Raw genomic sequence first — 17,709 nt, forward strand, 5'->3', positions numbered from 1 at the left:
TCAGCGCTCGCCGCGGTCGGTGCCGAAGAACAAGGGGTCGGAGGGAGATTCCCGGTCGGGGAGATACCCCTCAGGCAGGGGGCCCTTGCCGAACAGCATCCGGCTGAGCTCGAACTTGTCGCCGGGCTTGCACGGCGACGTGGCGGTGACGACGACGTTCCCGTTGTCGACCAGCGTCACCGTCAGCAGGGAGTAGACGCCCTGCTCGCGGACGATCACGTCCGTAGACGCGACCTCGCCCGAATCGAGATCCATGCCGTCGACCTCGAAGCCTTCGGACACCAGGTGCTGTGCGACGGCCTCGCGCTTGCCGGCAACCCCTGCCGGGTCGATCGTGGTCGTGCGCGTCAGGTCGAACTTCCAGCCGTCGCCGCACCCGACACCGGATGGCGTCATCCCGTACGTCCGCACCTCCCACGGGCCGTCATCGATGACGGCCAGCACGCCGTTGGTCGTCTCGCGGAAATCGAAGTAGAGGCTCTCCGCCTCCTGGTACAGCTCGTCGCCCGTCGGTTGCGCCACTGTCGCTCCACATCCCGTCAGGACGATGGCCGCCATGGCGGTCATCGTCACTCCGAACAGATTTCTCCGCCAGCTCACTGCAGCACCTCACCATTGGCCACGATGTTCGCAATGTTACGGAAGGACTCGGAATCGCGAGAGAGGTAGCCGTTGCCTTTCTCCCACCACCCGATGATCGAGTTGCCTCCGTCGTGCGCGGCGTGGCCCGGCGTGCCGGCGACATCCTCCGGTGTGCCCTGCAGCGACGGCGCGGTCCCGCCGTTGCTCTCGAACGTCGTCGCGCCCGGGATGTCCTCGGGATTCATCCCGTGACCGAACGAGCTGACCTCGCCGTATCGGGCAACGAAGTCCCAGGGCGCGCGCGACGTGAAGACCTCGGTGCCGGAGTAGTCCATGGGCGCGTCGCCGGTCCAGTTGGCGTGGTATCCGTCGGGGACACCGGCCGATCCCACAGCGACGAGCCGATCGACGCCCAGGTCGTCGCCGGCGCCTCCGACGGCCAAGAAGGATGTCGTACTGCCGTACGAGTGGCCGATGACAGATGTCGTCACAGCCGAACTGACCTCGTTGTCGAGCCCGCGCAGGGTCGACGACAGCCGGGCGGCGCCCTCGGTCGCACTCCCCATCGTGTGTTCGGTAAGCAGATTGGGAGAGTCGTACCCGTACCAGGCGATGCTCACCGAGCGCGTGCCCGGGTCACCGTACGCCTCGGCGAACACGTTGAGGTCTCGGGCGCTCTGGCCCCAGGCCTCGAGATCTCCGAGGCCCGAGAACATGCCTCCGACCAGCGCATTGACGTTCGTGACACCGGCGAACGGATCATCGCCGGACGAAGCGCCATAAACGACGGCCGCCGTCGCCTGCGGCTCTTCGAAGGGGTGGAACATCAGCAACTGACCACCGAGGTCGTCACCAAGCTCGAGAGAGAGTTGTTCGAGCTGATCATCGAGGGGCTTGCCGTACGGACCACCGTCGAGCACTCGTTCGAACGCCGATCGGTTCGCCGCGAAGCGGATCGCGTACGGAACACCCTCGAGGTTGCCGACGAACTCCGCGCGTCGGTCGATGAGGTCCGTGCGCTGGTCCTCGGTCAGACTCGCCCAGATCTCCGCGACCTCGGCGGGACTGTCGGCGTGAGCAAGCGCCTCGATAGCCGATCGCACATGGGCGGGCAGCGAGCTGACGTCGGCAGCGACCAGCGCGGCCAGCGCCGAGCCGTAGGCATCGTCCCATAAGTCGTAGGACGCCTCCCACTGCGCCCACAGGTCGGCGAGCTCGCGGCGGCGCGCAGCGAGATCCTCCGCGGCCGATTCGACTGCCCCATCCGCCCGCGAGACCTCCGCGGGGGTCGCATCATCAGCGAGTCCAGTCTGTCGGCTCGCGGCCTCCGCGGCCGTCCCCTCGGCGTCGGCGACGGCTCGGTGTGCTCGCTCGATGTCGTCGACGAGGTCATTCGCGGCGCGAGCGTGCGCGCTGACTGCTTCACCGTACCCGCGCACCACCTCCGCGATCCGGCCGAGAGTCGCGACTGTGCGTCCCACGTCGCCCGCGATGCCCCCCGCGTCAGTCTGCACGTCCGCGATCGCGGCGCCGCGGCCTTCGAGACCGCCGTCGATATTGCGGAGCACAACGCGAGCGTCCGCAGCATGGTCCACGATGCTGATCAACGCTCGGTGAAGACCTTCGAGCGCGCCAGAGTTGTAGTCGATGTGCTCGAGCAGCCATCCGCGATCAGGAGAGGTCAGCGACATAGTCACCGTCCCATCCGCTGCCGAGCGAGACGTCCAGCGCCTCGAAGGAATCGATGATCGATTGCACCTGGGAACTGAGGTCAAGCCCCGCGTCGGTCTCGGCCCGCGTCCTCATGAGCGCCGCGCCGAGCGCGTTCTCGAGCGCGACCCGCAGATGCGTGCGTCCACATGGGTTCTTGACCCCGGTGTCTCGCCGCCAGGTGTCTTCTGCGTAGGCGCGATACGAGCCCATCGATCCGTCGAGGAGCATCTTCGCCTGCTCGAGCGCAGCTCGATCGATCTCGACGTTGTCGGCCATGCTCGGATCCTCCCCTAGCGCCGATCACTCCGCGGTGCGGATCCGGGCACATCCGCACCCGCACCGCTGAAGGTCGAACCGAGATCAGCTGCCGGCGAGCTGCTGGTCGAGGTCCTGGATCGCGCGCATCATGCCCAGCAGCGACTCGGACATGTCGTTGATGCCATCGACCGCGTTCTTCAGACCCGTGGTGAGCTCGGAGTAGCCCTCACCGAACTTGCCCGACGCGTGCTGCGTCTTGAAGTCATCGCCCAGAAGCGTGTCGACCTGCGACTTCAGGGTGTCCAGCTGACCCTGAATGTCATCACGAGCCTGCGACAGCGAGCTCGCAACCTGCTCCATCTCGCCATAAGATGCACCGAAATCAGCCATGACGGCCCTCCTGAAAGTAGATGTCCCGACCCCCCTCCGGAGCCGACACCCAAAACCTATCGGCACCGATCACGCCAGGTCGATGGGGAGAACTCCCCACCCTGCTGCGCTCGGACGTCGGTGCCGTGCTCGGGAGGCGTCGATGGAGGGGCTGCGGCACCTGTGGAACGTCGTGCGGCAATGTCTGACGTTCGTGACAGTATTCGAACATGTATTCGAATGACGACTCGGCGGCCTCGGCAGCGGAATGAGCAGCGACGCTGACGTCGATACGCTCGCGATGCTGGTCGCGGATGCCGAGGGCGTCTCGGATGCCGCCCGGGCGGTGCAGATTCGTGAAATTCGGGTGCTCGCGGCCGCCGGGGTTCTCGCGGAGAAGCAGGCCGCTGGGGCGTCGGAGAGGGTCAAGGCGCGTGAGATGGCGTTGCGCGGGATCGCCGCCGAGCTGGCTGGGGTGTTCGTCGCGACCGACCGGACCGTGCAGCGCCGCATCGATGAGGCGCGAGACCTGGTGGAGAACTATCCGGTGACGATGGCGGCGTGGGAGGCGGGGCGGATCGTCCGCGGGCATGTGCGGGTCATCCAGGAGACGGGATGCCTGGTGCCTGCGGAGGAGCGGGCGGAGTTCGAACGGGTCGCGATCGGGCGGTGCGAGGGCGAGACACCCAACCGGGTGCGGGACGCGTTGCGGATGATCGCGGAGCGGATGCACCCGCGGAGTTTCACGGAGCGGCATGAAGAGGCCGCGGCGGGGCGGTGCGTGCGGGTGCAGGCAGGCGCGGACGGGATGTCGGACCTGATCGCAACTTTGCCGACCGTCATCGCCGACGGGATCGTCGACCGACTCACCCGACAGGCCCGCGAGATCATCAACGTGCGGCAGCACGCCGACGCGGCGTCCGGTGGCACTGGCACTGGCGCTCGAGCTGACGCGGCGTCCGGTGGCGCTGGCGCTCGAGCCGACGCGCTGGGCGCTCGAGCCGACGCCAATGGTGGCGGCCGCGATGCCGAGACGACGATTCGCGACGGTTCGTCGTTCGTCGACGAGGCCCGCACGATCGACCAGGTCCGCGCCGACGTCTTCAGCGACCTCCTCCTCGCCGGCACACCCGCCCTCGACCCCACCGCGACCGGCGACGGCGACGGAACCCTCGGAGCCATCCGCGCGCACGTGCAGGTCGCCGTGTCTGCGCTGACGCTGACGGGCCAAGACGAGGGGCCCGCGGATCTCGCCGGTCGCTCCCCCATCGACGCGAACACTGCACGCGAACTCGCCGGAAACGCCACTTCGTGGGACCGGCTCCTCGCCCACCCGGTCACCGGGACCGTGCTGGAGTGCGACACCTACCGGCCGACCGCCGCCATGGTGCGGCTGCTGCGGGCCCGCGACCGGCACTGCCGGTTCCCCGGATGCCGGCAACCCGCCATCCGCTGCGAACTGGATCACACCATCGCTGCCTCTGACGGCGGTGCGACGCACGTGTGCAACCTCGCCAACCTCTGCAAACGACACCACGACGTCAAACACCACACCCGCTGGCGAGTAAGACAACTTCCGGGCGGGCGGCTCGTCTGGACCTCACCCACCGGACGGGTCTACCGCGACGACGCACCACCACCCCTCGTCGCCTTCACGACCACAGACCCACCCGCCCCGGAGCGCCCACCGTTCTGATCCACGGTGGCGGGCCAGGGTGAGCGGAGAGCGACGACGGCGTGCGGCGCTCCTCCCGGCTGCGCGGGCGCGCGTGCCGAAACGCGCCCGCGCAGCCGGAAGGTGCGCCCGAACCCGCCCCGGGGCCCGAACCCACCCCGGGGGCCCCGGATTCGGATCCGTCTCGCGCAGCGTCGGTACAGAAGGCGCGACCATCCCACAGCGCTTCGCCGTCGTCAAGCCCCGGGGCAAGACGCGGGGGTGAGGCGTTACATCGGCACCCCACGAACGCAAGCGGTACCGAGAGGAGAACCGATGTCGCAGAACTATGGTGAGCCGACGTCCGGCTCGCAGGCAGGATCAGGGTCGGGCACGGCGGAGACGGCGAAGCACGAAGCCGGAGAGGTCGCGGGCACCGCGAAGGCCGAGGCCGGTCACGTCGTCGAGACGGCCAAACAGGAAGCGGCGGGCGTCGCGTCAGAGGCGAAGTCTCAGGCGAAGCAGGTGTACACGCAGACGAAACAGCAGCTCACCGAACAGGCCGCGTCGCAGCAGCAGCGCGTCGCCGACGGGCTGCGCTCGATCGGAGATGAGCTGGACTCGCTGGCCCAGAACTCCGAGAACCCCGGCATCGCCACCGACCTCGTGCGTCAGGTGTCGAGCCGCGTGAGCGGCGCATCCGACTGGCTCTCGCAGCGCGACCCGGGGTCGCTGGTCAGCGAGGCGAAGAGCTTCGCGCGCCGCAAGCCGGGCGTCTTCATCGCGGGCGCGTTGATCGCAGGCGTCGTCGCCGGCCGCCTCACTCGCGCTCTCGCCGAGGGCGCGAAAGAAGAGCACGACTCCGGCACCGGCACGACGTCCGGCGGCGTGCCCGCCGCGCCCTCGGCGCCGTCGCCCGCACCGGTGAACGCGCCGCTCGACGCGCCGATCGGCACGCCGGGCGCCGCCGCCACCGGCATCCCGGCCGCACCGTCGGCACCGTCGCTCGCCCCGGTCGGGGCTCCGCTCGACGACCCGATCGGCTCCGCACCGGATGCCGCAGAGCCCACGCCGCTGTACGACAGCTCCGTCGGCCGCACGGCCGACGAGCCGTACACCGAGGGCATCGGGGAGACCCGAGATGACCGATAACCCCACGCCCTCCGAGCAGCAGGCGGCCACCACGTCGCTCGGCGATCTGCTGGGCGAGGTGACGCGCGACCTGTCGGAGCTGATGCGCCAGGAGATCAACCTGGCCAAGGCCGAGCTGAAGGAGTCGGGAACACGAGCGGGCAAGGGAGCCGGGATGCTGGGCGGCGCGGGATACGCGGCGCTCACGGCGATCTTCTTCCTCTCGATCGCGCTCTGGTGGGCCCTCGGCCACCTCGTCGGCCTCGGCTGGTCGGCCGTGATCGTCGCCGTCATCTGGGGCATCATCGCGGCTGTCCTGTACGCCCTCGGGCGCAAGCAGCTCGAGAGGGTCCAGGGCGCCCCGCAGACGGCCGAAACCCTGGGCAAGATCCCCGACGCATTGAAGAGAAATGAGGAGAACCGATGACCGATTCACCGGAAGCGATCCGCGCTGACATCGAGCGCAAGCGTCGCGAGCTGAGCCAAGACACCGACGCTCTCGTCGACAAGGTGACGCCCTCGAAGATCGCCCACCGCCAGACCGACAAGATAAAGGGCGCCCTCGGGTCCGTGCGCGACCGCGTGATGGGTGCGGCCGACGACGCCGGCTCGTCGCTTCATGACGCGGGTTCCTCGGTCGCCGGAGGCGTGTCGGACGCCGCGCACAAGGTGGGTGCCAAGGCCGAGGGCAACCCCCTCGCCGTCGGCCTGATGGCGTTCGCCGGCGGCCTGCTCGTCGCCTCGCTCATCCCGGCATCCACGAAGGAGAAGGGCATCGCAGCCGACGTCAAGGAGCAGGCCCAGCCCCTGGTCGAAGAAGCCAAGAGCGTCGCCCAGCAGGTCGGCTCCGACCTGAAGGAGCCGGTGCAGGATGCCGCCGCAGCCGTCAAGGACACCGCGACCGAGGCGGTCTCCCACGTCAAGAGCGACGCTCAGGACGGGGTCGACAACGTCACCGGTCGCGCCCAGGAGGCTCGCGACAACGTCAGCGGCAGCTGACACCCACCGCGGCGCGAGCGCTGCACGAACCGTGCACCGGGACGGCATCCGCCGCCGACCCGGTGCACGGTCGCGTTTCCCGCACCGCTGACCATCCCGCAGCGCGCACGACCCCAGGAGGAGACATGAGCAACCAGAGAACCGCCGGGCTCGACCCCGAGCACCCCGCGAAGCCCGATTCCATCACCGACGTCGAGAAGCCTTCGTGGAAGCACGTGCTGAAGCGAACGGTCCGCGAGTTCAGCCGCGATCAGTGCCCCGACCTCGCCGCCGGGCTCACCTACTACGCCGTGCTGTCGGCGTTCCCGGGTCTTCTCGCGGTGTTCTCGCTCCTCGGCGTCATCGGGCAGGGGCAGCAGGCCGCCGACGCCGTGCTCGACATCGTCGGCCAGGTCGCTCTCGGCGGCGCCGCCGACACCCTGCGCGGCCCGATCGAAGAGATGGCCACCTCTCCCGCGGCGGGCTTCGCCCTCATCTCCGGTATCGTCCTGGCGCTCTGGTCGGCATCCGGTTACGTCGGCGCATTCAGTCGCGCTATGAACCGGATCTGGGAGATCGACGAGGGACGCCCCTTCATCAAGCTGAAGCCGCAACAGCTCGGCGTCACTCTTCTGGCGGTCGCGCTCGTCGTCGTCGCGCTCGTCCTCCTCGTCGTCTCCGGGCCAGTGGCCGAAGCGATCGGCGACGCGATCGGACTCGGCAGCACCGCCGTGCTCGTCTGGCAGATCGCCAAGTGGCCCGTGCTCGCGTTCATCGTCGTACTGCTCGTCGCCGTGCTCTACTACTTCGGCCCCAACGCGAAGCAGCCGAAGTTCCGCTGGATCAGTGCGGGCGCCGTCATCGCGATCGTCGTGCTCGCCATCGCGACCGCGGGCTTCGGCATCTACGTCGCGAACTTCTCGAACTACGAGCGCACCTACGGGTCGTTCGCCGGCGTGATCGTGTTCCTGCTATGGCTGTGGATCACGAACCTCGCCCTCCTGTTCGGCGCGGAGTTCGACGCCGAGCTCGAGCGCGGACGCGAGCTGCAGGCGGGGATGCCCGCCGAGGAGACCATCCAGCTGCCGCCTCGCGACACCACCCGCATCGAGAAGACTCGGAAGCAGGAGTCCGAGGAGCGCGCCGAAGCGCAGCGCCTGCGCGCGACGGGAGGCGCGTCGGACGACTGAGGCCCGTCACCGCGCTGCTGCCCGGCCGCGACCGCGTCAGGGCAGCAGTGCGATCCGGTCGTCGAGGTACGAAGCCAGCGGCATGCGGGCTCCCGCCGCGAACGCAACGGTGACGACCCCGTCGTGGCTGCGCGCGAGCGGCCCCGAAGCCCCGCCGGCATCGACGACGTCGAGATCGATCGGGGACCAGTCCAGGTGCACCGGCTCGCCTTCGGCGAAACCACCGCGGAACGCCGCTGCCGCACGCTCGGACCGAGCCCGCTGCGCCTCGGCGGTGTAGCCGCGGATCGCCTCGGCTCGGGCTCGCAGCAGCTCCCCTGTCGCGAACACCTCATCATCGGCGATGAGCAGGACCCCGAGATGCCACGCATCCCCGACCGGCAAGATGCGGGCGGCGCGGCCGAAGCCGAGCAGACGCCGCCCCTCGCTGCGGACCCCCAGTCGTTCCCGGGGAACTCCGATCAGCCGACGACGGGCGTCGGCGATGAGTTCGGTCGCAGCTTCCGGCACCCCTCGATGCTATTGACCGTCGCCGTCAGCCGCGCGCACCTTGCGCTCCGCCGCCGCAAGTGACTCGCGCGCCGACGCGACCGCGTCGTCGAGGTCGTCGACCGCGGCATCGGCCCGCTCGGCGTCCTCGGACACCCGTGCGAGGTCCCGCCGAAGCTCTTCGGCCCGCTCGTGCAGCCGGTCAGCCCGTTCCCGCGCGCTCGACCGGCGTTCCTCCGCGCGGGCCAGCGCCCGGCCTGCTTCGCTCGCCTCGCGCTGCGCCTCGCGCCGGCGCTTCTCCGCCTCACGTCGCGCGCGCCGTTCGGCGAGATCGTCTCGCGGCCTCGCGGGCGCCTCGGCAACACCGGGAATCGAACCCGCGACGCGGTCAGCCAGCGTCTCGGAGTCGAGCGACCCCGGCTCGAGGGTGCGCACGAGCCGGCCCGCTCCCACCACCGCGCCCGCGACGGCATCGACGATGGCCGCATTGACGGTGCGCTCCACCTCGTCGCGCGCCGCCGCCGACAGCGCGACACCGGCCTCGTCAGCCAGGTCGGCGGAGCGGCGCGCGAGCGCCGCGACCAGGGCGCGTCGCTGCTTGCCGAGTCGGGCGAGCTCAGCCGCGTCGAGGTCGTCTTGCGCCTCACGCAGCGCCCCGGAGAGTTCGAGCGCCTCGCGGAAGGACGGGTCGCGGCTCAGCAGGTTGACCGCCCACGCCGCCACCGTCGGCTTGCGCAACCCGCGGATGCGCGTGCCGAGCGCCCCGGGCGCCTCCGTCGCGCGAGCGTTGCGGGCGGCGACGAAGTCGGCGGGCGCCACGACCAGCAGTTCAGCGGCCGCCGCGTCGAACTCGTCGCCCGCACCGCCGTCGGTATGCGCCCCGTTCGCCGTCATCCCGCCATTGTCACCGACCGCGCTTCGGAGCGCGCGGCATCAGTTCACCATCGACGACATCGAAAGCCGGCAGATCCGCGAACACGTCCTCGTCGAGCGAGCCGGTGGGCTTGGGCTCGAGCTCGTCATCGGGGCGCGGATCGATCATCATCGGCTCCCACTTTCATCCGCGATCCACGGAGCGTCGAGCCCTTGACAATGAGATTGGGCTTCGTCCCGCGGACGTTTAATGTGGTGCTCGTGGGCACCATCTATTACGGAGACGGCGCATCGCCGATCCACATCGAAGACCGCACGCTGGCGCACCTCAAGGTGGTCATCGCCACCAAGCTGCGTCGCGGCGAGAGCTTCACGCTCTCATGGCGACACCCCGACGGCGAGCCCACGGGACGCAGCACGATCTGGCTGCACCCCTCGATCCCGCTCCGGTTCGCCTTCGACGACCCCGAGCCGACGACGCTCAGCCGCGAGTGGGTCGAGGAGATGGCGAACTCCGCGAACTCGTCCGGCGGCATCATGGTGGTCACCGAGCACGTCGACGACCCCGACACGGTCGCCCCGACGGGCAACGACGCCGCATCCTGACCGGTCGCAGCGCAGAGCGGGCAACGCCGCTCAGCCGACTTCGGGCGCGCCGTCCTCGGCCGGCTCGGGGACGATCGTCAGGCCTGCCGGGCCGCTGGCGACCTGCATGAGCTCTTCGACCCAGTGGCGGTTGATGCGCGGCTGCCTGCTGCCCGAGAAGTGGAACTGCAGCGGCACGGACGGGTGGATCCAGTAGCTGCGACGCTCACCCCCGCGAGGCAGATCGATGTCGAACATGAACGGCTCGGAACGGCGCAGCTTGTTCATGATGACGATGCGCAGGTGCGCCAGAGTCCGGTCGTCGATCTCGACGGAGTTCCCCAGCGTGTCGTAGATGAATCGGCCCACGCAGTGAGCCTAACGCGCAACAGACGGTCCGATAAACGACGGACCGTGGGCGCGGGGGCCCTCAGCCGTCGATCTGAGCCGAGGTCTCGACTGCAAGCATCTCGGCGGCACCCTCTTCGACGCCGATCGGAACCACCACCGGACGGCTGGCGCTGAACGCCTCCCACTCGCGCAGCACGACCCGCTCGATGTCGACGACGGCGAGGGACGGATGCGCGGCGGCCAGGCGCGAGACCACGCCCGAGAACGACGTCACCACCTGGCCCTCGATGGTGAAGCGCTCCTCGGTCGGGGTCACCGGAAGGGAACACATGTTCTCATGGTGTCACGCGGTTCCCCGCTTGACGAATGTCAATTCGCGGGCTTTCTCCGGTGACTAGCTACCTGTCAGGCGCGGTCGCTGCGGGCCTGAACGGCGCGCGGATCGGGCGCGTGGGCGTCGACCTCGTCGACGGCCTGCTGCAGGCGCCCGAGACACGCGATGACGATGCGCGCCTCCTCTGCCGACATGCCGTCGACGGCGGCGATCATGCGCTCGTGCATCCGCCCGAGGGTCTCGCGCACCTCTTCGTCCGACTTCTCCGTGGCGACTACATGGACGCTGCGCCGGTCGCTGGGGTGGGCCTGACGGGTGACGTGGCCGGACTTCTGCAGCCGGTCGATCAGCGCCGTCGTCGAGGCCGTCGAGATGCCGAGGTAGCGGGAGAGCTCGGTCGGCCCGACGAGACGCCCCTCGCCGTGCGCCTTGATGAGATAGCGGAGCACGAGCAGCTCGTTCTCGCCCATCGACATGGAATCCCGCGTGCGGCGGCGCATGGCAGCCTCCGCGGCGCGATAGAGCCGGAACGCCTGGAGCACGGCGATGCCGCGCTCGCGAGGAGTCCCCGGATCGTCCGAGTCCGACGGGTACCAGTAATGCGTGGGCGTCGGGACATCGGGCACCTCGGCATCCTAAGACGCGGGCGGGGCCTCGCGCACGTCGCACGCCGAGGGATTGACGCGCTCGCCCATCCATGAGACGGGATGATCCGGAACACGAACGTCTGCGCCGTCGGTCACTCGTCGCGGTCGTACCCCAGCGCAGGTCCGTCGCCATCGATGGTGTGCGCGGCGGGCGCGTCCGCGGCGGCCGCCCGGGCGCGTCGAGCACTCCGGCTGAGCAGCACGGCGGCTCCCGCGGCGGACAGCAGCGTTCCGAGGAGCACGCCGAGCCGGGCGCCGTCGGTGTGGACGCCGTCGGCGAAAGACAATCCCGTGATGAGCAGCGACACCGTGAACCCGATCCCGCAGAGCAGCCCGATGGGCAGAAGATCGCGCATCCCGACGCCGTCCGGCAGCCGGAGCGGCGTCGTCCGGGTGACGAGCGCGGTGGTCCCCAGCACGCCGGCCGCCTTGCCGACGACCAGGCCGACGATGATCGCGAGCACGACGGGCTGCGCGACGACCGCGAGCGGATCGCTGGTCCCGACCACGCTGACCCCGGCCGCGAAGAACGCGAACACGGGGAGAGCGATACCCGAGGAGAAGGGACGCACGAGGTCGTCGTACGTGTCGGTGCGCGCCACGCTCTCGCCGTGCACCGGCCGGGCGGGGACGGCGAACCCGAGCAGCACCCCCGCGATCGTCGCATGGACGCCGGAGGCGTGGAGGAAGCCCCAGACGACGAGCCCGAGCGGCAGCAGCATCCACCACCGGGCCCATCGCTGCCGGACGACGACGGCGAACACCGCCGCGGTCGCGAGCGCCACCGCGAGCGCCACGATGTGGATCGTCGCGGTGTAGAAGATCGCGATGATCAGGATCGCGAGCAGATCGTCGACGACGGCGAGGGTCAGCAGGAACGTACGCAGCCCCGGCGGGAGACCGCGCCCGAAGATCGCCAGCACCGCGAGTGCGAACGCGATGTCGGTCGCGGTCGGGATCGCCCACCCGCGCAGCGCCTCGGTGTCGCCCGTGACGAGGATCACGGCGGTGAAGAGGATCGCGGGCAGCAGCATCCCGCCCACCGCCGCCAGCACCGGCACCGCCGCCTCGCGCGGGCGGCGGAGACTGCCCGCGACGAACTCGTGCTTGAGCTCGACGCCCACGACGAAGAAGAACAGCGCGAGCAGGCCGTCCGCGGCCCACGTCGACAGCGAGAGGTCGAGGTGCAGCGCCGCGGGCCCGATCGTGAACTCCGACAACGCGGTGTAGGAGGCGGCGAGGGGCGAGTTCGCCCAGATCAGCGCGAGGGCCGCGGCCGCGAGGAGCAGCGCGCCGCCCGTCGTCTCACGGGACAGCCAGCGGCGCAGGCGGGCTCGGCGGGGAAGAGCGTCGTACATGTGAGGAGCCTCTCGATCCTCCGTCGGCAGTCGCCGACGGACATGTCGACCAGACTTCCCGACGCACCGAGCCCCCAGCCTACCCGTCGGCAGGCACCGCCGCCGTGCCCTCCGTCGACGCGCGCGCGACGTGCAGCTCCGCGATGCGACGACGGTCCAGTCGCGTCACCTCGATCGTCGCGCCGTCGACCTCGATGCGATCGCCGACCCGTGCGAGGCGCCCGAGCTGCTCGATCACGAAGCCGGCCACGGTGTCGGACGTCCCGCGCGGGATCGAGATGCCGGTGGCCTCCTCGAAATCCTGCAGGTTCAGCCGCCCGTCCACCGGTCCGCCGTCGCCGGCGAGCGGATGCGGCATCGCCTCGGTGTCGTATTCGTCGACGATCTCGCCGACGACCTCCTCGACGAGGTCCTCGAGGGTGACGATGCCGTCGGTGCCGCCGTACTCGTCGACGACGACCGCGATCTGGCTGCCCTCGGCGCGCATCGACGTGAGGGTCGGCAGCAGCCGCGCGGTCGAGGGAAAGTAGCGGATCGGTCGCACGATCGACTGGAGGGACTGCGTGTCGTCGGTGCCCGCGGCATCCAGGACGTCGCGCACGTGGACGAATCCGGCCACATCGTCGATGGTCTGATCGATGATCGGGTACCGCGAGTACGGCAGATCGCGAACGAGCGCGGCGGCCGCGCCGACGGTCTCGCCGCCCGGCAGCGACACCACTTCGGGTCGCGGACGCATCACCTCGCTCAGCTGACGGTCGCGCAGCGACAGCACGTCGTCGAGGATGCGCCGTTCGTCCTCGGGAAGGCCCTCGTGACTCGACACGATGTCGCGGAGCTCCTCGTCGCTGAGCTCCTCGCCGGTCTTGTTCGGGTCGCCCCCCAGCAGCCGCACGAGCAGGTTGGTCGAGAGCGAGAGCAGCCAGATCACCGGGCGCATGAGCTTCGCGAAGCCGTTGAGCACCGGAGCGACACCGTACGCGAAGGCGGCGTTGCGCTGGATCGCGAGGCGCTTGGGCACCAGCTCGCCGAGCACGAGCGAGAGGTAGGCGATGATCAGGGTCAGCACGATCGTCGCCACGGTCATCGCGGCGGCATCGGACAGCCCCCACGACACCAGCAGCGGGGCGAGCGAGGGCGCGATCGACGAGGCGCCGTACGCCGCCGAGGCGAAGCCCGCGACCGTCACACCGATCTGCACGGCGGAGAGGAACGTGTTGGGGTTCCGCGCGAGCGCGGCCACCTTCTCGCCCCGTTTGCCGCGGAGGGCGAGCGCGTTGACCTGGCTCTCGCGCAACGTGACGAGGGCCATCTCGGTGGCGGCGAACACACCACCGATCAGCACGAAGACGACGACGAGGACGATGTTGAGGAGCAGGTCGCCGTTCACCGGCGGACCTCGCTCGCGAGACGGGACGCGCCCGGGGTCACCCGGGCGCCGGGACTGTCGGAGTCGGAGGCCTTCGAGGCTCGATGCGTCATCGCACAAAAATAGCGGCATCTGCTCGGGATGCGCTGAACGCTTGACAACGGCCGAGGCCCCCACCGATGTCGGGATGTGCCACGATGCAGGGATGGACGAGGGTGTGGCCGCCGAGCTCCGCGCGCTCCGCCTCCGCGCCTACGCGCCGGGCGGTGACATCGCCGACGATCCCGCTGCGCTGGCTCGACTGACGGAGCTCGAACAGCGCGAACGCGCGGAACGGATACCGCGCACGCACGCACGCGAGCCCGATCCGGAGCCCGTGCGTCCGTCGACCATCGACACGCTCACGGACCTGCCAACGGCCCGATCCGACGAGCCGCGGCATGACGAGCCGGGGGATGGCGTCGCGGAACCGACGGCGCGCCGCGCGCGGCCGCTGCGCTCGATCCTCATGTGGGCCGGTTCGCTCGTCGCGGTGGCCGCCCTCTCGGTGGGGATCACCGCGTTCGCGACGGCCCGCAGCGCATCGACCGCGACCGCGTTGCCGCCGGATGCGAGAATCTCCCACGTCACCACGCTGCTGCCCACGGGTGAGGAGATCCCCGCATTCATGCGGCCGTACAGTGGCGGGGTCGAGCCGGGGTCGTTCGAGAAGTTCCTCGGCCTGTCGGTGTTCCGCTCCACCGACACCTGGCAGGGAAACGACAACGTCTGCCTCTCCGTCGCGCGCATCGACGATGAGACATCCGGTGACGGCTCGCGCAGCGGGGCGTTCTACCAAGGCTGCTCCGCCGGTGCCTTCCCCGCGGCCGTCTCTTTCGTCGTCAGGGAGGATCAGCCCGACGAGCTCCTCGAGCGATATCCCCTCGGCACCGGGCTGCAGTTCGTGCTGACGGATGCCGGCGTCGACGTCTTCGTGTCGGAGGCGCCGTCGTCCTCCGCCGCACCGGAGGCGCCCGGCGAAGCGGCGAGTCAGCCCGCGGGCTGAGTGATGACGTCGGACTCGGCGGTGACGCCGTTGAGCTCGACGTAGAGGTGGCGCTCGGTGACCGAGACCGTCACGGTGTTGCGGCGGTCGAGCGCCGAGACGAGGGTGTCGATGAAGCCCGGCTCGAAGCTGTGGAGGGCGATCTCCGAGACGCGGTGGATCTTCTTCCCCGCCCACGCGGCCACGATCGGACCGGGATTGCGCTGCGTGTAGACGGCGACGCGATCGGCCTGCTTGCTGCCGAGGTGCAGGCGCGCGGCATCCGGCGCCCCCACCTCGATCCAGGCGACGATCGATCCCGTCACGTCGCGCACGAGCACGGCGGGCTCGTCCTTCGCGGCGATGCCCTCGGTGAAGTCGATGCCCTCCTCGTACTCGAGGCAGTACGCCAGCAACCGGGTCAGCATGAAGGCGTCGGTCTCGGAGGGATGCCGCGCGACGCGCAGGGCGAACGACTCGTACACGCCGCGGTCGACGTCGGCGAGCGTCGCATCGAACGTGTGGATCGTCGCCCCGGCAGCCATGAGGAACGAGCCTAGCCGCCCCCGGTGGCACCGCCGTGTGCGACGCTGTTCTCATGCGGATCGCACTGACGGGATCATCGGGAAAACTCGGCACGGTCGTCGCTCGTGAGCTCACGGCGGCAGGCCACGAGGTCATCGGCTTCGACGTGATCGGCAGGCGCGGCCCCGCGTTCGTGCAGATCGACCTGACCGACTACGGCCAGGTCGTCGACGCTTTCGGCTCGGTCGGCGACCGCCACGACGGCGTCGACGCGATCGTGCACCTCGGCGCCGTCCCCGCGCCCGGCGTCCGGCCCGACATCGCGACGTTCCACAACAACATGGCCGCGACCTTCAACGTCTTCCACGCCGCGACCCGGCTCGGCATCGACCGGATCGTCTACGCCTCGAGCGAGACGGTGCAGGGGCTGCCCTTCGATGTGCCGCCGCCGTACATCCCCGTCGACGAGGAGTATCCCGCCCGCCCCGAGTCGGTGTACTCGCTCGTGAAGCATCTCGAGGAGCAGCTCGCGATCGAGCTCGTACGCTGGCACCCCGGACTGTCGATCACGGCGCTGCGATTCTCGAACGTCATGGTGCCCGAGGACTACGCCGAGTTCCCCTCGTTCGACGCCGACCCGATGCGTCGCAAGTGGAACGTGTGGAGCTATATCGACGCGCGCGACGGCGCCCAAGCGGTTCTGCGTGCGCTCGAGAACGCGCCGACGGGCTTCGACCGGTTCCTCATCGCCGCCGCCGACACCGTCATGTCACGCCCGAACGCGGAGCTCGTGGCCGAGGTGTTCCCCGACGTCGAGATCCGCGGCGACCTCGGAACGAACGAGTCGCTCTTCTCCACCGAGAAGGCGCGCAGGCTTCTGGGCTACGAGCCGAAGCACTCCTGGCGCGATCACGTCTGAGGCGATCTAACGGGCACCCGCCGCGGCGACGCGGCGGGCCTGCTCAGCCGCGCCGAGCGCGACGTACTCGCCCGGCGCGGGCACCTCGACGTCGAGACCGAACACCGCGGGGGCGATCTGCTGCACGGCGGCCGATCGCGCTCCCCCGCCGACCAGCAGCACGCGCCGCAGCGGCACGCCCTGGTCGCGCAGCGCGTCGAGCCCGGCACCGAGACCTGCCAGCATCCCCTCGACCGCGCCACGGGCGAGGTTCTCGCGCGTGGTCGAGGCGAGCGTCATCCCGGTCAGCGAGGCCGTCGCGTCCGGCAGATTGGGCGTGCGTTCGCCCTCGAAGTACGGCACGAGCGTCAGCCCTCCCGCCCCGGGCTCGGCCGACAGCGCGAGGCGCGACAGGCCGTCGTGGTCGACCCCCAGCAGAGCGGCGACGACATCGAGCACCCGTGCGGCATTGAGCGTGCACACGAGCGGCAGGTGATGCCCGTCGGCTGACGCGAAGCCCGCCACGGTCCCGGTCGCGTCGACCGCGGGCGTCTCGCTCACGGCGAAGACCGTGCCCGACGTGCCGATCGAGACGACGACGTCGCCGACGCCCGCGCCGACGCCGAGAGCGGATGCCGCGTTGTCGCCGGCGCCCGCCGCGACTCGGCGGCCGTCCCGGTCCCTCACCCACTCGTCGGCGGCGAGGACCCGCGGAACCACGGCATCGTGCCCGAGAGCGGACACGAGCAGCTCGCGGTCGTACTCGCCCGTGACAGCGCTCCAGTAGCCGGTCCCCGAGGCGTCGGAGCGATCCGTGACGAGCTCGGCCAGAGCGGCGGCCCCGGCCGCACGGTCGGCGACCGGGCCGAAGCCGCGCAGGCGCCAGGTCAGCCAGTCGTGCGGCAGAGCCACGGCCGCCGTGCGCGCGGCGTTCTCCGGCTCGTGGTCGCGCAGCCACCGCAGCTTGCTGATGGTGAACGAGGCGACGGGCACGAGCCCGGTGCGCTCGGCGAGCCGGTCGGCGCCGTATTCGGCGACGAGATCGGATGCCGCCTGCGCCGATCTCGTGTCGTTCCACAGCAGCGCGTCGCGCACGACGGCGCCCCGCTCGTCGAGCGCGACGAGGCCGTGCTGCTGCCCGCCGATGGACCAGGCCGCGACGTCCGCCATCCCGCCCGCCAACTCGATCGCCGCCTGCAGTGCGGTCCACCACGACTCGGGGTCGACGCTCGTGCCGTCCGGGTGGGGCGCGCGCCCCTCCCGGACGACCCGACCGGTGTCGGCATCGACGATCACGACCTTGCACGATTGGGTCGACGAGTCGACCCCCATGACCAGCGTCATGCCGGCATCCTCTTCTCTCGCGTTACGGGGCTTCTCG

Annotated in this window: 22 protein-coding genes; 8 read left to right on the forward strand and 14 right to left on the reverse strand. The window is 70.2% G+C overall.

The window, feature by feature from the left end; all coding sequences use genetic code 11:
• From C1N74_RS14370 to C1N74_RS14385, 4 genes are all read right to left on the reverse strand, one after another.
• Positions 1–558, reverse strand: a complete 558-nt coding sequence (locus tag C1N74_RS14370) for a hypothetical protein (protein ID WP_088380742.1) — start codon at positions 556–558, stop codon at positions 1–3.
• Between the two features lie 38 nt (positions 559–596).
• On the reverse strand, positions 597–2,273 hold the full coding sequence (locus C1N74_RS14375) for an alpha/beta hydrolase family protein (protein ID WP_258318043.1): 1,677 nt from the start codon (positions 2,271–2,273) through the stop codon (positions 597–599).
• Positions 2,254–2,571, reverse strand: a complete 318-nt coding sequence (locus tag C1N74_RS14380; RefSeq protein WP_137750785.1) for a hypothetical protein — start codon at positions 2,569–2,571, stop codon at positions 2,254–2,256. The genes C1N74_RS14375 and C1N74_RS14380 overlap by 20 nt, the downstream gene beginning before the upstream one ends.
• An 84-nt stretch (positions 2,572–2,655) precedes the next feature.
• Positions 2,656–2,943 carry a WXG100 family type VII secretion target gene (locus C1N74_RS14385; RefSeq protein WP_023953920.1) on the reverse strand — a complete coding sequence of 96 codons (288 nt, stop codon included), beginning with the start codon at positions 2,941–2,943 and terminating at the stop codon, positions 2,656–2,658.
• A 247-nt stretch (positions 2,944–3,190) separates the two neighbouring features.
• Between C1N74_RS14385 and C1N74_RS14390 the strand changes: the two genes are divergently transcribed.
• The 5 genes from C1N74_RS14390 to C1N74_RS14410 all read left to right on the forward strand — a co-directional run bounded on the left by C1N74_RS14390 (position 3,191) and on the right by C1N74_RS14410 (position 7,875).
• Positions 3,191–4,618 carry an HNH endonuclease signature motif containing protein gene (locus C1N74_RS14390; protein WP_137750786.1) on the forward strand — a complete coding sequence of 476 codons (1,428 nt, stop codon included), beginning with the start codon at positions 3,191–3,193 and terminating at the stop codon, positions 4,616–4,618.
• Positions 4,619–4,912: 294 nt separating this feature from the next.
• Complete coding sequence (locus tag C1N74_RS14395; RefSeq protein WP_137750787.1) at positions 4,913–5,728, forward strand: hypothetical protein; 816 nt, start codon at positions 4,913–4,915, stop codon at positions 5,726–5,728.
• Complete coding sequence (locus tag C1N74_RS14400) at positions 5,718–6,134, forward strand: phage holin family protein (RefSeq protein ID WP_137750788.1); 417 nt, start codon at positions 5,718–5,720, stop codon at positions 6,132–6,134. Before C1N74_RS14395 ends, C1N74_RS14400 begins: the two co-directional genes overlap by 11 nt.
• Positions 6,131–6,706: a DUF3618 domain-containing protein gene (locus C1N74_RS14405; RefSeq protein WP_064955503.1), complete on the forward strand. Its 576-nt coding sequence runs from the start codon at positions 6,131–6,133 to the stop codon at positions 6,704–6,706. Before C1N74_RS14400 ends, C1N74_RS14405 begins: the two co-directional genes overlap by 4 nt.
• 125 nt (positions 6,707–6,831) lie before the next feature.
• On the forward strand, positions 6,832–7,875 hold the full coding sequence (locus tag C1N74_RS14410; RefSeq protein ID WP_137750789.1) for a YihY/virulence factor BrkB family protein: 1,044 nt from the start codon (positions 6,832–6,834) through the stop codon (positions 7,873–7,875).
• 36 nt (positions 7,876–7,911) lie between these two features.
• On the opposite strand, the gene C1N74_RS14415 is transcribed toward C1N74_RS14410, so the two are convergent.
• From C1N74_RS14415 to C1N74_RS16470, 3 genes are read right to left on the reverse strand one after another with little or no spacing between them, the layout of a single operon-like run.
• Positions 7,912–8,385, reverse strand: coding sequence for a hypothetical protein (locus C1N74_RS14415; RefSeq protein WP_023953908.1), 474 nt, complete (start codon positions 8,383–8,385; stop codon positions 7,912–7,914).
• Between the two features lie 9 nt (positions 8,386–8,394).
• Positions 8,395–9,258, reverse strand: coding sequence for a transposase (locus C1N74_RS14420; RefSeq protein WP_137750790.1), 864 nt, complete (start codon positions 9,256–9,258; stop codon positions 8,395–8,397).
• Between the two features lie 10 nt (positions 9,259–9,268).
• Complete coding sequence (locus C1N74_RS16470) at positions 9,269–9,409, reverse strand: hypothetical protein (RefSeq protein WP_023953904.1); 141 nt, start codon at positions 9,407–9,409, stop codon at positions 9,269–9,271.
• Positions 9,410–9,498: 89 nt separating this feature from the next.
• Between C1N74_RS16470 and C1N74_RS14425 the strand changes: the two genes are divergently transcribed.
• Positions 9,499–9,843, forward strand: coding sequence for a hypothetical protein (locus C1N74_RS14425; protein ID WP_036305622.1), 345 nt, complete (start codon positions 9,499–9,501; stop codon positions 9,841–9,843).
• A gap of 30 nt (positions 9,844–9,873) precedes the next feature.
• Here the strand turns inward: C1N74_RS14425 and C1N74_RS14430 are convergent, their stop codons facing one another.
• The 5 genes from C1N74_RS14430 to C1N74_RS14450 all read right to left on the reverse strand — a co-directional run bounded on the left by C1N74_RS14430 (position 9,874) and on the right by C1N74_RS14450 (position 13,902).
• Complete coding sequence (locus C1N74_RS14430; RefSeq protein WP_023953900.1) at positions 9,874–10,191, reverse strand: hypothetical protein; 318 nt, start codon at positions 10,189–10,191, stop codon at positions 9,874–9,876.
• A gap of 61 nt (positions 10,192–10,252) precedes the next feature.
• Positions 10,253–10,504 (reverse strand): hypothetical protein, encoded by a 252-nt coding sequence (locus C1N74_RS14435; RefSeq protein WP_023953898.1) that lies wholly within the window; start codon positions 10,502–10,504, stop codon positions 10,253–10,255.
• A 74-nt stretch (positions 10,505–10,578) separates the two neighbouring features.
• Positions 10,579–11,133: a MarR family winged helix-turn-helix transcriptional regulator gene (locus tag C1N74_RS14440; protein WP_023953896.1), complete on the reverse strand. Its 555-nt coding sequence runs from the start codon at positions 11,131–11,133 to the stop codon at positions 10,579–10,581.
• A 113-nt stretch (positions 11,134–11,246) separates the two neighbouring features.
• Complete coding sequence (gene nhaA, locus C1N74_RS14445) at positions 11,247–12,512, reverse strand: Na+/H+ antiporter NhaA (RefSeq protein ID WP_071919018.1); 1,266 nt, start codon at positions 12,510–12,512, stop codon at positions 11,247–11,249.
• Positions 12,513–12,591: 79 nt separating this feature from the next.
• Positions 12,592–13,902 carry a hemolysin family protein gene (locus tag C1N74_RS14450; protein ID WP_172407839.1) on the reverse strand — a complete coding sequence of 437 codons (1,311 nt, stop codon included), beginning with the start codon at positions 13,900–13,902 and terminating at the stop codon, positions 12,592–12,594.
• A gap of 184 nt (positions 13,903–14,086) precedes the next feature.
• Here C1N74_RS14450 and C1N74_RS14455 point away from each other — a divergent pair, with 184 nt between their 5' ends.
• The gene (locus C1N74_RS14455) at positions 14,087–14,926 is read left to right on the forward strand and encodes a hypothetical protein (protein WP_137750791.1); all 840 of its coding nucleotides are present in this window, start codon (positions 14,087–14,089) and stop codon (positions 14,924–14,926) included.
• Here the strand turns inward: C1N74_RS14455 and C1N74_RS14460 are convergent.
• Entirely contained in the window at positions 14,911–15,450 is a 540-nt protein-coding gene (locus tag C1N74_RS14460) for a YaeQ family protein (RefSeq protein ID WP_137750792.1), read from the reverse strand. The two genes, C1N74_RS14455 and C1N74_RS14460, sit on opposite strands and share 16 nt — an antisense overlap.
• Positions 15,451–15,503: 53 nt before the next feature.
• On the opposite strand from C1N74_RS14460, the gene C1N74_RS14465 reads away from it, so the two are divergent.
• Positions 15,504–16,349, forward strand: coding sequence for an NAD(P)-dependent oxidoreductase (locus tag C1N74_RS14465; protein WP_023953886.1), 846 nt, complete (start codon positions 15,504–15,506; stop codon positions 16,347–16,349).
• Positions 16,350–16,355: 6 nt separating this feature from the next.
• Here the strand turns inward: C1N74_RS14465 and xylB are convergent, their stop codons facing one another.
• Positions 16,356–17,672, reverse strand: a complete 1,317-nt coding sequence (gene xylB / locus C1N74_RS14470) for a xylulokinase (RefSeq protein WP_181405550.1) — start codon at positions 17,670–17,672, stop codon at positions 16,356–16,358.
• Positions 17,673–17,709 lie beyond the last annotated feature (37 nt).

The organism is Microbacterium sp. SGAir0570 (assembly GCF_005491085.2).
Taxonomy (GTDB): domain Bacteria; phylum Actinomycetota; class Actinomycetes; order Actinomycetales; family Microbacteriaceae; genus Microbacterium; species Microbacterium arborescens.

What these genes read in the sequence shown, in the direction of transcription:
- C1N74_RS14370 (WP_088380742.1), bottom strand. Translation starts at nt 558, where the DNA reads ATGGCGGCCATCGTCCTGACGGGATGTGGAGCGACAGTGGCGCAACCG.
- C1N74_RS14375 (WP_258318043.1), bottom strand. Translation starts at nt 2,273, where the DNA reads ATGTCGCTGACCTCTCCTGATCGCGGATGGCTGCTCGAGCACATCGAC.
- C1N74_RS14380 (WP_137750785.1), bottom strand. Translation starts at nt 2,571, where the DNA reads ATGGCCGACAACGTCGAGATCGATCGAGCTGCGCTCGAGCAGGCGAAG.
- C1N74_RS14385 (WP_023953920.1), bottom strand. Translation starts at nt 2,943, where the DNA reads ATGGCTGATTTCGGTGCATCTTATGGCGAGATGGAGCAGGTTGCGAGC.
- C1N74_RS14390 (WP_137750786.1), top strand. Translation starts at nt 3,191, where the DNA reads ATGAGCAGCGACGCTGACGTCGATACGCTCGCGATGCTGGTCGCGGAT.
- C1N74_RS14395 (WP_137750787.1), top strand. Translation starts at nt 4,913, where the DNA reads ATGTCGCAGAACTATGGTGAGCCGACGTCCGGCTCGCAGGCAGGATCA.
- C1N74_RS14400 (WP_137750788.1), top strand. Translation starts at nt 5,718, where the DNA reads ATGACCGATAACCCCACGCCCTCCGAGCAGCAGGCGGCCACCACGTCG.
- C1N74_RS14405 (WP_064955503.1), top strand. Translation starts at nt 6,131, where the DNA reads ATGACCGATTCACCGGAAGCGATCCGCGCTGACATCGAGCGCAAGCGT.
- C1N74_RS14410 (WP_137750789.1), top strand. Translation starts at nt 6,832, where the DNA reads ATGAGCAACCAGAGAACCGCCGGGCTCGACCCCGAGCACCCCGCGAAG.
- C1N74_RS14420 (WP_137750790.1), bottom strand. Translation starts at nt 9,258, where the DNA reads ATGACGGCGAACGGGGCGCATACCGACGGCGGTGCGGGCGACGAGTTC.
- C1N74_RS16470 (WP_023953904.1), bottom strand. Translation starts at nt 9,409, where the DNA reads ATGATGATCGATCCGCGCCCCGATGACGAGCTCGAGCCCAAGCCCACC.
- C1N74_RS14435 (WP_023953898.1), bottom strand. Translation starts at nt 10,504, where the DNA reads ATGTGTTCCCTTCCGGTGACCCCGACCGAGGAGCGCTTCACCATCGAG.
- nhaA (WP_071919018.1), bottom strand. Translation starts at nt 12,512, where the DNA reads ATGTACGACGCTCTTCCCCGCCGAGCCCGCCTGCGCCGCTGGCTGTCC.
- C1N74_RS14455 (WP_137750791.1), top strand. Translation starts at nt 14,087, where the DNA reads ATGGACGAGGGTGTGGCCGCCGAGCTCCGCGCGCTCCGCCTCCGCGCC.
- C1N74_RS14460 (WP_137750792.1), bottom strand. Translation starts at nt 15,450, where the DNA reads ATGGCTGCCGGGGCGACGATCCACACGTTCGATGCGACGCTCGCCGAC.
- C1N74_RS14465 (WP_023953886.1), top strand. Translation starts at nt 15,504, where the DNA reads ATGCGGATCGCACTGACGGGATCATCGGGAAAACTCGGCACGGTCGTC.
- xylB (WP_181405550.1), bottom strand. Translation starts at nt 17,672, where the DNA reads ATGACGCTGGTCATGGGGGTCGACTCGTCGACCCAATCGTGCAAGGTC.